Annotated in this window: 13 protein-coding genes; 5 read left to right on the top strand and 8 right to left on the bottom strand. The window is 41.9% G+C overall.

Going from position 1 to position 14,896, the window contains the following annotated elements; genetic code table 11:
- The 5 genes from rodA to JEU79_RS04625 form a co-directional block, all read right to left on the bottom strand.
- Nucleotides 1–1,107 carry a rod shape-determining protein RodA gene (gene rodA, locus JEU79_RS04645; RefSeq protein ID WP_425511137.1) on the bottom strand — a complete coding sequence of 369 codons (1,107 nt, stop codon included), beginning with the start codon at nt 1,105–1,107 and terminating at the stop codon, nt 1–3.
- On the bottom strand, nt 1,100–3,112 hold the full coding sequence (mrdA, locus tag JEU79_RS04640) for a penicillin-binding protein 2 (protein ID WP_198263162.1): 2,013 nt from the start codon (nt 3,110–3,112) through the stop codon (nt 1,100–1,102). The genes rodA and mrdA overlap by 8 nt, the downstream gene beginning before the upstream one ends.
- A 37-nt stretch (nt 3,113–3,149) precedes the next feature.
- Nucleotides 3,150–3,641 (bottom strand): rod shape-determining protein MreD, encoded by a 492-nt coding sequence (mreD, locus tag JEU79_RS04635; protein WP_198263161.1) that lies wholly within the window; start codon nt 3,639–3,641, stop codon nt 3,150–3,152.
- On the bottom strand, nt 3,634–4,518 hold the full coding sequence (gene mreC, locus JEU79_RS04630) for a rod shape-determining protein MreC (protein ID WP_281401044.1): 885 nt from the start codon (nt 4,516–4,518) through the stop codon (nt 3,634–3,636). The genes mreD and mreC overlap by 8 nt, the downstream gene beginning before the upstream one ends.
- Before the next feature lie 115 nt (nt 4,519–4,633).
- Nucleotides 4,634–5,683, bottom strand: coding sequence for a rod shape-determining protein (locus JEU79_RS04625; RefSeq protein ID WP_198263159.1), 1,050 nt, complete (start codon nt 5,681–5,683; stop codon nt 4,634–4,636).
- Nucleotides 5,684–5,986: 303 nt separating this feature from the next.
- Here JEU79_RS04625 and gatC point away from each other — a divergent pair, with 303 nt between their 5' ends.
- The 4 genes from gatC to hslO all read left to right on the top strand — a co-directional run bounded on the left by gatC (nt 5,987) and on the right by hslO (nt 10,427).
- Nucleotides 5,987–6,277 (top strand): Asp-tRNA(Asn)/Glu-tRNA(Gln) amidotransferase subunit GatC, encoded by a 291-nt coding sequence (gene gatC, locus JEU79_RS04620; RefSeq protein ID WP_198263158.1) that lies wholly within the window; start codon nt 5,987–5,989, stop codon nt 6,275–6,277.
- Between the two features lie 106 nt (nt 6,278–6,383).
- A complete protein-coding gene (gene gatA, locus JEU79_RS04615) occupies nt 6,384–7,838 on the top strand; it encodes an Asp-tRNA(Asn)/Glu-tRNA(Gln) amidotransferase subunit GatA (RefSeq protein WP_198263157.1) in 1,455 nt (484 codons plus the stop codon).
- A 261-nt stretch (nt 7,839–8,099) separates the two neighbouring features.
- Nucleotides 8,100–9,533, top strand: coding sequence for an Asp-tRNA(Asn)/Glu-tRNA(Gln) amidotransferase subunit GatB (gatB, locus tag JEU79_RS04610; protein WP_198263156.1), 1,434 nt, complete (start codon nt 8,100–8,102; stop codon nt 9,531–9,533).
- Nucleotides 9,534–9,551: 18 nt separating this feature from the next.
- Nucleotides 9,552–10,427 (top strand): Hsp33 family molecular chaperone HslO, encoded by an 876-nt coding sequence (gene hslO, locus JEU79_RS04605; protein ID WP_198263155.1) that lies wholly within the window; start codon nt 9,552–9,554, stop codon nt 10,425–10,427.
- Between the two features lie 140 nt (nt 10,428–10,567).
- On the opposite strand, the gene JEU79_RS04600 is transcribed toward hslO, so the two are convergent.
- Both JEU79_RS04600 and JEU79_RS04595 read right to left on the bottom strand, forming a co-directional pair.
- Entirely contained in the window at nt 10,568–11,194 is a 627-nt protein-coding gene (locus tag JEU79_RS04600; protein ID WP_198263154.1) for a response regulator transcription factor, read from the bottom strand.
- Nucleotides 11,191–12,372, bottom strand: coding sequence for a sensor histidine kinase (locus tag JEU79_RS04595; RefSeq protein WP_198263153.1), 1,182 nt, complete (start codon nt 12,370–12,372; stop codon nt 11,191–11,193). Before JEU79_RS04595 ends, JEU79_RS04600 begins: the two co-directional genes overlap by 4 nt.
- Nucleotides 12,373–12,576: 204 nt before the next feature.
- Here JEU79_RS04595 and JEU79_RS04590 point away from each other — a divergent pair, with 204 nt between their 5' ends.
- Nucleotides 12,577–13,971: a HAMP domain-containing protein gene (locus JEU79_RS04590; RefSeq protein ID WP_198263152.1), complete on the top strand. Its 1,395-nt coding sequence runs from the start codon at nt 12,577–12,579 to the stop codon at nt 13,969–13,971.
- Between the two features lie 16 nt (nt 13,972–13,987).
- Here JEU79_RS04590 and JEU79_RS04585 read toward each other — a convergent pair whose 3' ends face one another.
- Nucleotides 13,988–14,722, bottom strand: coding sequence for a hypothetical protein (locus JEU79_RS04585; protein WP_214660491.1), 735 nt, complete (start codon nt 14,720–14,722; stop codon nt 13,988–13,990).
- Nucleotides 14,723–14,896: the final 174 nt, after the last annotated feature.

The following is a 14,896-nucleotide window of genomic DNA, read 5'->3' as shown; positions in this document are numbered from 1 at the left end:
CTAGTGCGCTAATAATTTCCTATGGGTATGAATAGACATCAAAATACCAAATCCAGCCATTAGAGTCACAATGGACGTGCCACCATAACTGACCAAGGGCAATGGTACGCCCACGACGGGTAGGATGCCACTGACCATACCAATATTAACGAACACATAAATTAAAAATGTTAGTACAATACTGGCACCGAGCAAACGTGCGAAGGTGCCATGTGCCTGAGTGGTGATATAAACACCGCGAAAAATAATAAAGAGATAAAGAGATAGTAATAATAATACCCCACTAAAGCCAAATTCTTCTGCAAATACTGAAAAAATAAAATCGGTATGACGCTCGGGTAAGAATTCCAAATGAGACTGTGTGCCATTGAGCCAGCCTTTACCAAAGCTGCCCCCGGAGCCGATGGCTATTTTTGATTGAATAATGTGATAGCCACTACCGAGTGGATCAGATTCTGGATTGAGCATGGTGAGTACCCGCTGGCGTTGATAATCATGCATCAAAAATAGCCACATTGGTACAGTGAATGCGATGCCAACAAAGATAAATCCGGCAATTAAACGCCAGGAGACTCCGGCCATAAAAATAACGAATAAACCGGCACTACTGACCAATAAGGATGTGCCTAAGTCGGGTTGCTTGGCAATGAGTAATACTGGCAATAATAATAACACCAGTGCCACAAGCAAGTGGCGATTGCGTGGCGGGATATGACCGCTGGATAAGTACCAGGCCAGCATCATCGGTACGGCGAGTTTCATCATTTCAGAGGGCTGAAAACGAAAAAAGCCTAAATTTAGCCAGCGCTGTGCCCCGAGCGCCTTGGTTCCGACTAATAATACGGCAATAAGCATAATGGCACCGATAATAAACAAAATCGGCGACCAACGGCGCATGGTATCAGGCGATACCTGAGCGATTGCCAGCATAACAACAAAAGCGATGCCAAGACGAATGCCCTGGCGTTGCATAGTGGCAATGCTTTCTCCGCTGGCGCTATAGAGGATAATTTGTCCTAAAACAATGAGGGCAATTAAACTCATGAGTAAAGTAAGATCGATGTGTAAGCGAAAAAATAAGCCTTGTTGTGAGGCGCGACTAGCCATGTTCATGACCCTCGTGATGAGACTGCATAGCCGATGGAGCGCTATTATTTAATGTTTTAGTATTTTTAGAACTGTTCTTTGGCGTGTCTTTAGAACTGCTCTTAGAATGTGTTGTCGCCGGGGATGATGAATCAACCGCTTTGTGCAGATCTTCATCGCTAAATTGACTGAGGTAAGACTCAATGACTTTACCGGCAATGGGTGCTGCGACCGAGCCACCATGACCACCATTTTCTACTATGACGGCAATGGCAATTTTGGGATTGTCGACGGGGGCAAAGGCCATAAAAAGTGCATGATCCTTGAGCCGTTCTTCCAGTTCATCTTCTTTATAGGTGGCATCCTGGGCAACACTAAATACCTGTGCCGTACCTGTTTTGCCAGCGATTTTATAGCGCATACCCGGTTTATTGAGACGTCGTGCAGTCCCGCGAGCACCATGAATGACTTCGGTCATTGCCGAGTAGATTTCTGTCCAGTTTTCTTTGCGTTTGATGGGGACTTGATGTATTTTTTGCGGTGAAATGTAGCGTGGTTGGAGATCGACTTTACGCTGAATGGCATTCACCAATTGGGGCTGAAAAAGTTTGCCGCCATTGGCCAAGGTTGCCGTACCGAGTGCTAATTGTAAGGGGGTGACCAAAACATAGCCCTGACCAATACCGGCAATGACCGTTTCACCGGGAAACCAGACTTGTTTACGGACTCTTTTCTTCCATGCTTTAGAAGGCATCAGGCCACTTCGTTCGCCGAGGATATCAATGCCTGAGCGTTTACCAAAACCAAAGTTGGTCATGAAGTCATGCATTTTTGTAATGCCGAGTTGAAAGGCGAGATCATAGTAAAAAACATCACAGGACTGGATGATGGACTTACTAATATTCGTTTTACCATGTCCCCACTTTTTCCAGTCACGGTATTTATGCGCCTTGCCATTGAGTTGATAATAGCCGGGACAAAAAATTTGGTGATCCAATTGAATAGTATTGAGTTCCAAGCCTGCCAGAGCAAAAAAAGGTTTGGTGGTTGAACCAGGGGGATAGCTACCCAAGATAGTACGATTAAATAAAGGTCGTTCCCATGATCGATTCAGGGCATTATAGGTTTTTGAGTCGATGCCATTCACAAAGAGATTAGCATCATAATCCGGCATGCTGATCATGGTTAGGATATGCCCATTATTGGGATCAATTGCCACCAAAGCCCCACGCTTATCAGCAAAGGCTTCGATGGCCGCTTTTTGCAGATTAATGTCTAAATTTAAAAACAAATCATCACCGGGCATGGGATTACTGCGTTCCAGAACTCGTAATACCCGGCCACGCACATTGGTTTCTACCTTTTGGTAGCCTACCTGCCCATGTAGCAGTGCTTCGTAGGATTTTTCAATGCCCAATTTGCCGGTGTGGTTGGTGCCACTATAGTTGGTGACGGGTAATCTTTTCAGTTCTCTCTCATTAATCCGTCCTACATAGCCCACCACATGTGCAGTTTCCCTGCCATAGGGATAAAAACGGCTTAATTGTGCTTTAATTTCTACACCAGGAAGGCGGTGTAGGTTCACCGAGATAATGGCTACTTCTTCATCGTTTAGACGAAAGCGTAAGGGAATTCCTTCAAAGCGACGCTTGCGACGTACTTCTTTTTTGAATTTTTTTACATCAATGTCACGAATATTGATTAGTAGTGATAACTCTTCCAGTAAGTTTTCGATATCTGAGGTTTGCTCGGGAATAATTTGTAAGGTATAGGATGGTAAATTTTCTGCCAGAATGATGCCATTACGATCATAAATTAGCCCCCGGGTGGGCGGAATTGCCTGCACCGAAACGCGGTTGTTTTGAGATAGCGTGGAGAAGTGTTCATGATTATTGATTTGCAATACAAACAGGCGAACAATTAGAGTACCAAATAAAATCAGGGTGAACAGTAATGCCGCAACACTGCGATTTTGGAAGATCCGTTGCTCGATAAAATGATCTTTTAAATGCTGTCGTTCAGCCATTAGACTCGTTGACTCTCATCTTAATTAACACCCATCATCAGTTAACACCATAGAGGCGGCGAACTGTGCGCATCACATAAAATACCCAGGGCCAGACGAGCATACTGGTTAATGAGGGCAACCAGTATGACCAGTCACCCGATGCATGTCCGGTTATGCCATTGATCCACAATACCAGCATTTGTGATAGCGTCACTAATAATAGTACGATTAATGCTTGTTGAATGAGTGGATAGAGGCGAATACGAATATGCAGCTTATAGGACAAGTAAGCCACAATGGCCAGTGTCAATGCGTGCATTCCCAATAGGCTACCCAGATGGATGTCCAGTAAAAATCCCACTGCCCAACCAGTAAAAACACCGGCTCGATGAGGTAAGGCAAAGCACCAATAAATCAGTACCAACGTCACCCATTCAGGACGATAAATAGCCCATGCTTCTGGAATAGGGAGCATGGTTAATATAAAGGCCACTCCAAAGCTGACCAAGATAATAATGCCACCATGAGCTGCGGGTTTATTACTCATGGTTTGCTTGTCCTTCTAGGGCTTTTTCTGGTTTGCTTTTTTGTTGAGGAACCTGTTGAGGCTCTTGTTGTGAGATCAATTGCGGGGCATTTTCCTGAGCCATAACCAATAATACTTCACGGCTTTGTTCCAGATGAGCAGATGCTTCGGCAATAATTTGGGCAAAGGGCTGTCCCGGATCGCGCTTTATATTGACCACTCGGGCAACGGGGTAGCCTTCAGGAAAGCGGCCACCCAAGCCTGAAGTAATTAATAGGTCACCAATTTCAATATCGGCATTATTTGGCAAATTCTGTACTTCCAGATAGTTGGCTGCGCCCGTACCATAGAGTACGGTTCTGAGACCATTACGGTTAATTTGCACGGGAATGGCATGTGAGGGATCGGTGATCAAGATCGCTGTACTCGTGGGAATACCGGGATTAATGACCTGCCCCATAATACCATAGGCATCAAGAATGGGCTGTCCGGAATAGACATTGTTAAATAAGCCTTTATTGATCACGATTTGACGTTTATAGGGATCTAAATCTACTGCGACGGTTTCGGCAATCAGCATTTGATCGCTTAATTTGCGTGAAGACTTAAGCAATGAGCGCAGACGAATATTTTCCGCCTGTAAAGAAGTAAATTTCTGTAATTGCGCTTTAAGCAATAAATTTTCTGTGCGCCGTTCTTCATTCTCGGCGATCAGTGACTGTCGAGTATCCATCTGACCTTCCAGCCATAGTCCAGTATCAGTCGGGATACTGGCAATGGTTTGCAAAGGATAGATCAGCAGGCCAAACAGACTCCTGACATTATCAAGCATATTCGTCCGGTGATCGGCACTCATCATGATGACAGATAACACTATCACAAAGATCAAACGTGCGATATAGGAAGAATCTTCGTCAAATAACTGTTTTATGGGAAGGACTCCGGCATAGAATAATTCAATAGCGCCATTGCTGAAGAATGCTGGCGCTATTTATGAACAAACAATAGATTATTTATTCCACACTGAATAAATCAGTCGTCACTTCATCCATCATTTCTAAGGCACGACCACCACCACGGGCAACGCAGGTGAGCGGATCTTCTGCGATCATCACCGGGAGGCCGGTTTCTTCGCTTAGCAGTCTATCCAAATCTCTTAGAAGTGCGCCACCGCCGGTGAGTACCATGCCTTTTTCAGCAATATCAGAGCCGAGTTCAGGTGGGGTTTGCTCTAAGGCAATTTTTACTGCACCGACAATACCGGATAATGGTTCTTGAATAGCTTCAAGAATTTCATTGCTATTGAGGGTAAAGCTACGAGGTACGCCTTCAGCCAGATTACGACCGCGCACTTCGATTTCTAATAATTCATTGCCGGGGTAAGCAGAACCGATTTCCTGCTTAATGCGTTCCGCAGTGGCTTCACCGATCAGACTACCGTAGTTACGGCGCACGTAGTTAATAATGGCCTCATCAAAGCGGTCACCACCAATACGGATGGATTCTGAATAAACGATACCACTCAGCGATAGGACGCCAACTTCGGTGGTACCACCACCGATATCCACTACCATTGAGCCACTGGCTTCGCTGACGGGCATGCCTGCACCGATAGCAGCCGCCATGGGTTCTTCAATCAGATATACCTCACGTGCACCCGCACCGAGGGCTGATTCTTTAATGGCACGACGTTCTACCTGAGTTGAACCACAGGGCACACAGACTAAGACTCTGGGGCTGGGTTTGAGAAAACGATTTTCATGTACTTTGTGAATAAAGTGCTGAAGCATTTTTTCCGTCACGGTGAAGTTGGCGATGACGCCATCTTTGAGTGGCCGAATGGCTTCCATATTGCCCGGCGTTCGACCGAGCATGAGTTTTGCTTCTTCACCGACCGCAGCGACCATTTTTTCATTGGTGGCGTGTTCCTGGCGAATGGCAACAACGGAAGGTTCATTAAGTACTATTCCCTGTCCGGGGATATAAATCAGAGTATTAGCTGTTCCAAGATCAATTGAGAGATCATTAGAAAAAATACCGCGTAAACGACCGAATCCAAACATAATTGGCGGGTTTCCCATATTTTTGTGGTAACTTCGAAGCTGAGTTCAGGATCATTCCTCCCCAGTCTTCATTTTTAAGTTGTTTAAAATCATGCCTGTATAGCGAAGTTACTCAGTGTCAGTGAAGTATCATTGGTCCCCATGAAGGCGGGTTTCAGGCATTGATCTAAGCATTTTAGGAATATTGGTAAAAAATGTCCAATTTTCCTTTGAGAATGACTGCTAAATTTTACCATTTTGTGGTAAATTATGCCCCTTAAAACGATCAAATGATTTATTCTAGACTGCTTAGCGAGGTTTCTGATGTCCACATTGGATAAAAGTGATGTTGAAAAAATTGCCTTTTTAGCAAGGCTCGGCGTGGACGAACAGGACATGGCTGAATATGCGACCAATTTATCCAATATTTTGGAAATGGTTGAGCAATTGGATTCTGTAGATACCGATGGTGTTAAACCCATGGCGCATCCACTTGATGCGATACAACGCTTCCGAGCTGATGTGGTGACAGAAGTGAATGATCGGGAAAATTTGCAGGCGCATGCACCTGAAACGACTGATGGCTTGTATTTGGTACCTAAAGTGATTGAATAAAGATGATTGAATAAAGGTAGTTGAGTAATAATTATTTAAACGACTGACTAGAATAATCTATTTTGGAAAACTCTGATTGTGGAAAACTCTATTGTGGAAATGAAAGATGCATAACAAAACCATTGCTGAACTGAGTGCAGGATTGGCGGCTGGGGAATTCTCCAGCGTTGAATTAACGCAAAGCTATCTGGATCGCATTAATTCTCTAGATGCGCAGTTGAACAGTTTTATTACCGTGACAGCAGAGCGGGCATTGGAGCAGGCAAAAAATGCCGATGCACAACGTGCAGCAGGTAATGTGGGCATCCTAAACGGTATTCCACTGGTGCAAAAAGATATTTTTTGCACCAAGGGAGTAAAGACGTCTTGTGGTTCTAAAATGCTAGATCCGTTTATTTCTCCCTATGATGCCACCACGATCAGTCAGTTTAATGCCTCAGGCGCAGTCATGTTGGGTAAGACCAATATGGATGAATTTGCCATGGGTTCTTCTAATGAGACATCCTGGTATGGTGCGGTAAAAAATCCCTGGAATCAGGCGGCAGTGCCGGGTGGTTCATCCGGTGGTTCGGCAGCGGCAGTGGCGGCTCGTTTAGCGCCTGCGGCCACCGGTACTGATACCGGTGGCTCTATTCGCCAGCCCGCTTCTTTTTGCGGCATAACCGGCTTAAAACCCACTTATGGTCGTGTTTCACGCTATGGCATGATTGCTTTTGCCTCCAGTTTGGATCAGGCAGGGCCAATGACCCGTACTGCGGAAGATGCAGCGCTGATGTTAAATGTCATGGCGGGTATGGATCCAAGAGATTCCACCAGTGTAGATGAAGCTGTTCCAGACTACACCAGTCATTTAACGGATAGCATGGATGGCTTGAAGATCGGTCTACCCAAAGAGTATTTTTCTGAAGGCTTGGATGATGAAGTGGCCAAGGTTATCGAGGTGGCCATTAAAGAATACGAAAAAATGGGTGCTGTGGTTAAAGAGATCAGTTTACCTACCAGTAACTTAGCTGTACCGACCTATTATATTATTGCGCCATCAGAATGCTCTTCAAATCTATCGCGTATGGATGGCGTTCGTTTTGGTTATCGCTGTGACGATCCAAAGGATTTGAACGACCTTTATATTCGTTCTCGAGGTGAAGGCTTTGGCGCTGAAGTAAAACGTCGAATTCTAGTAGGTACTTATGCGCTATCAGAAGGTTTTTATGATGCCTACTATGTTAAAGCACAAAAAACACGTCGCTTGATCAGCAATGATTTTCAGCAAGCATTTGCCGATGTTGATGTGATTATGGGGCCTGCAGCGCCATCAACAGCCTTTAATATTGGCGAGTTGACGGATGATCATATTACTATGTATTTATCAGATATTTATACCATTGCTGTTAACCTCGCCGGTCTACCCGGCATGTCGATTCCAGCAGGTTTTGTGAAGGGAATGCCCGTCGGCCTACAATTGATCGGAAAGCATTTTGCAGAGTCAAAACTACTGAATGTTGCTCATCAGTTTCAACAAGCAACCGACTGGCATCTACAATCGCCAGACTCATTTAAGTAAGACTTTTATCTTCCCCTTTCTAAAGAAAGGAAACAGAGGGATTGTTTCTTTTAACTATGAAGCTACCTCAACACTTGTTATTTACGAAAAGCGGGTGGTCACTTATTTTCTTTGCTTGAACTGTCTGAGCCTAAGCGAGTTTTTAAGCAAAGAAAATAAGTGACCACCCGCTTTAACACTGTTTATTTAAAAAATACGCTTTAATAACCTACTTTTAAACTATTAAAGCAAAAACTTCGAAAAAAGAGGTTAACAAATATTATGCAATGGGAAGTCGTTATTGGTTTGGAAATCCATGTGCAATTGGCCACTCAATCAAAAATATTCTCTGGTGCTTCAACCGCCTATGGCGCTGAGCCAAATACTCAGGCCTGTACTGTTGATTTAGGTCTGCCGGGTGTTTTACCCGTGTTCAATGGTGAAGCCTTGAATAAATCAGTGATGTTTGGTCTGGCAATTGGGGCAAAAATTAATGAGCGTTCAGTGTTTGACCGCAAGAATTATTTTTATCCGGATTCACCCAAGGCTTATCAAATCAGTCAATTATACTATCCTATTGTGGGCGAAGGTGAAATTGACATCGATATGGAAGACGGTAGTCAAAAGCGTATAGGTGTCACCCGTGCGCACATGGAAGAAGATGCCGGCAAATCCTTGCATGAGAATTTTCAAAATCAGACCGGTATTGACTTAAACCGTGCTGGCACACCGCTATTGGAAATAGTGTCTGATCCTGATATGCGTAGCGCCAAAGAAGCAGTTGCCTATATGCGAAAAATTCATTCCATTGTACGCTATCTGGGTATTTCTGATGGCAATATGCAGGAAGGTTCATTTCGTTGTGATGCCAATGTGTCACTTCGTCCCAAGGGACAGGAAGAGTTTGGTACCCGGGCAGAACTAAAGAATATTAACTCCTTTCGTTTTGTCGAAAAAGCCATCAATGTTGAAATTGAAAGGCAAATGGATATTTTGGAAAGTGGTGGTAAGGTTACTCAAGAAACGCGTCTTTATGATGCGGATAAAAATGAAACCCGTTCCATGCGTAGCAAAGAAGAAGCCAATGACTATCGCTACTTCCCTGATCCAGACTTATTACCCATTGTCATTTCTAAGGAAGACATCGAAGCCATACGTAAAACCTTGCCAGAGCTTCCTGATGCTAAATGCGCACGCTATATGGAGCAGCTAGGTCTATCTGAAAAAGATGCCAAGGCACTCACCGTGGATCGCGATATGGCCGAATACTATGAACAGGTTCAGCAAACCATCGACGATGCAAAAATGGTCGCAAACTGGATTGTTGGTGATGTAGCTGCTCTGAACAATAAAGTAGGAGTCGAGTTTAAACAATGTCCTGTCAGCACAGAACAATTGACGGGCTTATTATCACGCATCAAAGATAATACAATCTCTGGTAAAATTGCCAAAGACGTGTTTTTAGTTCTCGCTGAAAAAGGCGGTACAGCGGATAGCATTATTGAAGAAAAAGGCTTAAAACAAATCACTGATACGGGCGCCATTGAAGCCATTATTGATGAAGTGATTGCCAATAACCCAGGTCAGGTTGCTGAATTTCAATCAGGCAAAGACAAACTGATTGGTTTCTTTGTCGGACAGGTTATGAAAGCTTCCAAGGGCAAGGCAAACCCCGGGCAAGTTAATCAATTGCTACAAGCCAAATTAAAACATTAAAAGGCTTGTTAATATCACATGAATGACAAAGATAAGATTTATCGGTTTTTATTTGATAATGCCAATATCCGAGGTGAAATCACCTCAATAAGTGACGTTTGGCAACAAATGCAGACGAATCATCATTATCCGGAGCCTATTCGTCGCTATCTTGGCGAAGTGGTTGCTGCCTCCGTGTTATTATCCGCCACTCTAAAGTTTGAAGGTTCAATGACCATTCAGGCCAGTGGTGATGGTGCATTAACGCTATTGGTGATCGAATGTCGTAATGACTTTGGGGTACGGGGCGTGGCCAAGTATCAAGAGCCTTTGCCTGAAGACACCGACATTAAATCTTTATTAGGTGATGGCAATCTGATCATTACTATTGAGCAAGCCAAAACACAGGAACGTTATCAAGGCATTGTGGCCTTAGAAGGCAATAGCATTGCTGACTTTTTAGAAGGTTATCTGGAGCGTTCGGAGCAATTAGAAACACGTATTTTTCTTGCCGCTGATGAACTCGCTCTTGGTGGCTTGCTCTTGCAACAATTACCTGGTCAAAATGAAGACGATGATAGTTGGGAACGAGTGACCCATTTAGCCAGTACCATTAAAAATGAAGAGCTACTGCAGTTAGACGCACAAGAAATTTTACATCGACTTTATCATGAAGAAGAAGTGCGTTTATTTGATCCTGAAAGTGTGTATTTTAAATGCAGTTGTTCACGAGAAAAAGTCACCAATATGCTGCGTTCTATCAGTCATCAGGAAGCCAGTGCGATTATAAAGGAGCAAGGCAATATTTCTGTGGACTGTGAGTTTTGCGGTAAAACCTATCAATTTGATGCAGTTGATATTGGCAGTATTTATAGTGAGCACGGTCATACGGTTGATCAATCCACCAAGCATTAAAAGAACTTCAAAAAGAATGAAATTGTAGGGTGGGCATGGCTTTATCTGCCCACGCTGAAAGTGTGAATATAGGAACGAATCAGCGTGGGCAGATAAAGCCATGCCCACCCTACTAAAGCTGTTGATAGTAACTCAGTTACTTATTCTTTAAGCAAATTCGCTAAATTAATAAGCTCCGACAAGTTCCGTGCGGCCATTTTTTCCATCGCCTTCGCCCGATGAATTTCAACGGTACGAGTGCTGATATTTAGCTCATAAGCAATGACCTTATTTAGTTTCCCAGACACCACTTCGGTAAAAATTTCTCTCTCCCTTGGAGTCAGTGAGACATATTTATCCTGAGCATCCTTACGAATACTGTATTCATCATGTCGTACAGTATTAAGACTCATTGCCTGTGAAATACGATCCAATAATTGCTGATCACTAAAAGGCTTTTGCAGAAAATCAACAGCACCATTTTGTACCGCTTTAACCGCCATAGGAATTTCACCATGGCCTGAAATCATGATAATTGGTAAGAGGGTATCTAAGCTAGATAATTTATCTTGTAGTTCCATACCACTCATACCTGGCATACGCACATCAAGAATGAGACAGCCTTTACGCTCAGTCTCAAATTGCGCAAAGAAACTATCGGCTGATTCAAAACATTCAACCTGATAACCCACCGATTTAATTAATAGTCGTAAGGCTGCTCTCACATCCGGTTCATCATCAACGACAAACACAGTTTGCTCATTATTTTCATTAGTGCTTGGCTTCAAATCTTACTCCAGTCTTGTTCACAATTAATGGCCTGATCAGGCTTAAGTGGCAGGCAAATTTTTACCGTGGTCAATGGTTCTGTTGATGGGCTTTCATTGCTAGGCTCAGAGCTGATATGAATACTGCCCTTGTGCAGGCCTATGATATGATGGCACATTGATAAGCCAATGCCAATGCCATCTAGTTTGGTGCTAATAAAAGGTTCAAAGAGTTTATCTTGCACTTCTTTGGCTAAACCCGCACCATTATCAGCGATAATGATTTCAAAATGAGCGCCATTATTCGTTTTTTGTAATTGTGTTTGTATCATAATTTTTGGAATCTGTGCAGGCTGTTCCATAACGGCATCAATCGCATTATTGAGTAAGCTGAAAATAACCTGACGCATTTGCAATTGATCAAAATAGAGCAATGAATGCTGACTAGCAAAATGAGTGCTTAATTGAATGGCTGAAGTAGAATTGGCCAACTCGGTGAGGTCAATAGTTTCTTTGATTAAGGTATTAATACAACTGGATTGATAATTTAAAGTGTTTACATTTAATGTAGCCCGAACCTCTTTTATAATTTGTCCAGCATTTTCAGCGTTAACCACCACTCGATCCATCGCCTGATTGATTTCATCGGGGGAAGCCTTTGCTTTATATAGGCGTTGCATTGCCTGAGTGTAGGACAAAATAGCAGTTAAAGGCTGGTTCAGCTTATCGGCGAGTGAACTTGATATTTCTCTCATAGCACTCAAGCGGGCAAACTGTTTCAATTCTTTAAAATTCTTTTTGAGTAATGTCTCTTGATGCGCATGGTTAATATTAAACAGTGTAATGAGATAGCCATCTTGCACATTATTACTGGATAAATAACGATTGATAGACATTGTTGCCGCATAGTGTTTTTGTTGATGAAAAAAATGGGTATTGAAATTAATTGCTTGTGGCTTATCATTGAGTTGCTTTAGCGCTTGCTGAAAATCCTCTGCATTCATTTGCGCAGATAACTGTGTGATAGCTAATGCAGCGAAAAATTGGCTGCCAAAAAAATCTTGAGCAGCGTTATTAGAAAAAAATACCTGTCCTTTGCTGTCAACCATGAGCATTATGACCGGCAATTGATCGATAAGGCTTTCTAAGTCAGAGTCAATTGTTGGGTGTTGGTCTAGTGACAATTTAGAGTAGGCCATGATAGTGTTTTTTCACTCAATGTTATTCAATGATAATTTATTATCCTTGAGCTAAAGTCTGTTTTCAATATGTAGAAACCGAAAGATTGGTGCACCTTTGTTTAATCTAATGGTCAAAGAAGTGCAATTTTATGGCCAAAAAACCGTTCCTTATATTAAGGACAGTCTAATGATGCGATTGAAGCTAGGAATAAAGATTAAAATATGTCGAATAAACTGATTCATTCACTTAAATTCCAAATTACGGCTGTTTTGGTTGTTTTACTGTCGCTATTTTCATTTGCTATCACCTTTACGCTCTACAATATGGATGACAGAGAAAAAGAAGTCGCCGCTTTGCATTTGGTTAACCGTTTACAACTCATTACCAATTATATGGATATGCAGAGCTATAACTATTTAAAAAATGCCCCTCAAAGCAGTAGTGCGTATCAGCGTGATATTAATTTGTACTATGACGATCTCAAAGGGCAACTGAATAATAAAAACGATATAATTACCTGTTTTGCTGATGAGCATTTAACTGCTGAATTAGTGGATATGGATAAAGGGATTGATTTAAATCTGGATAAAAATACACGTAAAGTCCTCAATCAATTACAGCAAAGTTGGAATATTTATTACCAGGAATTAATCAAAACATTAGGGGAGCGTAATGACTCGCCTAAGTTAGCGGCCGCAGCACAATATATTGTTGATAATCAGGGAAATATAAAAAATATCGAAGATGTGGTGGTTAAACAATTACAGGCTGATTTAAAAAAACGCGTTGAGTGGATTAATTCGGTCAATAAGTTTGTGTTAGCCGCTTCTTTTGTCGTCGCCTTAATTACTTTAATTGGTTTTTATATAAAAGTTATTATTCCATTAAATCGTGCTGTAGAAGGTTTCAAGCGTGTCTCCAAAGGCGATTTTGGTCATCAAGTCGTTGTTAGCAGTGATAATGAAATTGCTTCAATTGCAACAAGCTTCAATCATCTTTCGCAGCGTTTACATTCTATTTTTCAACTCATTCATCGGGTACAACAGGGAGATGACCTCGATTCTACTTTGGGCTTTATTGCTGAAGAATTTTCCTCTATCTTACCCATAAACTGGACCAGTGTGTTATTGCATAATGGCAATGCAACCCTATTAGAATTGCAGGGTGCTTATATTGATGGTAAACCACACCTAATGCCACGCACACACTTTGCCATTGCCGGCACTCTGCTGGAAAAAGCCATTAATAGTGATAAGCCACTGCTAATATCCGACTTGCAAACACTGGCTGAGAACAATAAACATTATGTGTTTCTTAATTTGCTGGCAAAAGAAGGCATGAAGAGTGCCATTTTTTTGCACCTGACCCAGGAAACTCAAGTGCCGGGTATGTTGATTTTTGCTTCCCGAGAAGCCAATGCCTATAACGAGGAGCATGTAGAATTACTGAGTAATATTGCCCACTTGGTGACTCATAGTTTCGGTAAAACGGTGAAAATGGCTGAACAAAGACGTTTGGCTGCTATCGGTGAGTTTACTTCAGGTATTGTTCATGAAGTGAGAAACCCCCTCACCAGTATCAAGCCGATAAACAAAGGTGTTGATATTTTTGTATAAAAACACCCATATTTGCTCAAAGTAATGAATTTCCAAGTTTAGAAATAGTTTTTAACAATGCTTGTCTTTTGATTTTGTTATCTTCATTATGTGCTACTTCACTTAATGCTGATAACTCTTTATGTTTCTTATTATCTGCATCAAATTCTGGTAAATTCATGTGTTTAAACACATTACCCACTTGAATTGAAATATTATGACTATCAATAAAAGCTTGTACTGTAGAGCTGTTTAGTAAACCACAAAGATAATAGGCTGGCTCTGAATCATAAAAATCAACAAAAAACAATTTGTGGTCGGGAACAAAAACTTTTTGACCACTGATAGGATCGTTACCTTTTGTAATGACTGCCGCTCTAAATGATTTATTGCCAGGCTGTTCAGGCCATACCACTTTAAATGGTGCGAAAGTATAACTGCCAACATTTGAAATACAGAAATAAGGTGCGTGTTCTGTCATTCGTTTGCTATATGTTGATCTTAAAATAAGCTGGTCTTGATAGGTGCTAAAAAATCCTTCACACTTTGGTTTGTCTTCCATGTCATTTTCACAATCTTCTAATAACTGTTTTGTGATCCCCTTATTAGGCACCAGTACATATAAATCTTTTTTGATTGAGACATAACATTCCTGTATATCTCCAGCCCCCTTAACTAAAGGATATAGAAAATCAGGTTCTATCCAAAACTTTCTTGCTGGTTTTACTTTTTCATTTCTTCCAAAGTCAGGGCAGGTTTTAATTTGCACCAAATTATTATTTTTATTTGTATCAATAATTTTTACAAAATAAATACCATTTAATTCTGTGGTTACTCCTTTTCTGCCGTTAACCCAAGTGCTTGCACCAGTGATCTTTTAAATGCTTTAAAACCACCTTCGGTGTAATAGCCCATGGTGAATCACCTCCCGTAACAGGGGTTGCCT

Source organism: sulfur-oxidizing endosymbiont of Gigantopelta aegis, from assembly GCF_016097415.1.
Classification (GTDB): domain Bacteria; phylum Pseudomonadota; class Gammaproteobacteria; order GRL18; family GRL18; genus GRL18.
Note: the sequence above shows the minus strand (reverse complement) of the source record. Positions and strands in the feature narration are given on the sequence as shown.

Bases quoted from the DNA above. Each gene is read 5' to 3' on its own strand.
- rodA (WP_425511137.1), bottom strand. From the start codon at position 1,107: ATGGCTAGTCGCGCCTCACAACAAGGCTTATTTTTTCGCTTACACATC.
- mrdA (WP_198263162.1), bottom strand. From the start codon at position 3,112: ATGGCTGAACGACAGCATTTAAAAGATCATTTTATCGAGCAACGGATC.
- mreD (WP_198263161.1), bottom strand. From the start codon at position 3,641: ATGAGTAATAAACCCGCAGCTCATGGTGGCATTATTATCTTGGTCAGC.
- JEU79_RS04625 (WP_198263159.1), bottom strand. From the start codon at position 5,683: ATGTTTGGATTCGGTCGTTTACGCGGTATTTTTTCTAATGATCTCTCA.
- gatC (WP_198263158.1), top strand. From the start codon at position 5,987: ATGTCCACATTGGATAAAAGTGATGTTGAAAAAATTGCCTTTTTAGCA.
- gatA (WP_198263157.1), top strand. From the start codon at position 6,384: ATGCATAACAAAACCATTGCTGAACTGAGTGCAGGATTGGCGGCTGGG.
- gatB (WP_198263156.1), top strand. From the start codon at position 8,100: ATGCAATGGGAAGTCGTTATTGGTTTGGAAATCCATGTGCAATTGGCC.
- hslO (WP_198263155.1), top strand. From the start codon at position 9,552: ATGAATGACAAAGATAAGATTTATCGGTTTTTATTTGATAATGCCAAT.
- JEU79_RS04595 (WP_198263153.1), bottom strand. From the start codon at position 12,372: ATGGCCTACTCTAAATTGTCACTAGACCAACACCCAACAATTGACTCT.
- JEU79_RS04590 (WP_198263152.1), top strand. From the start codon at position 12,577: ATGTCGAATAAACTGATTCATTCACTTAAATTCCAAATTACGGCTGTT.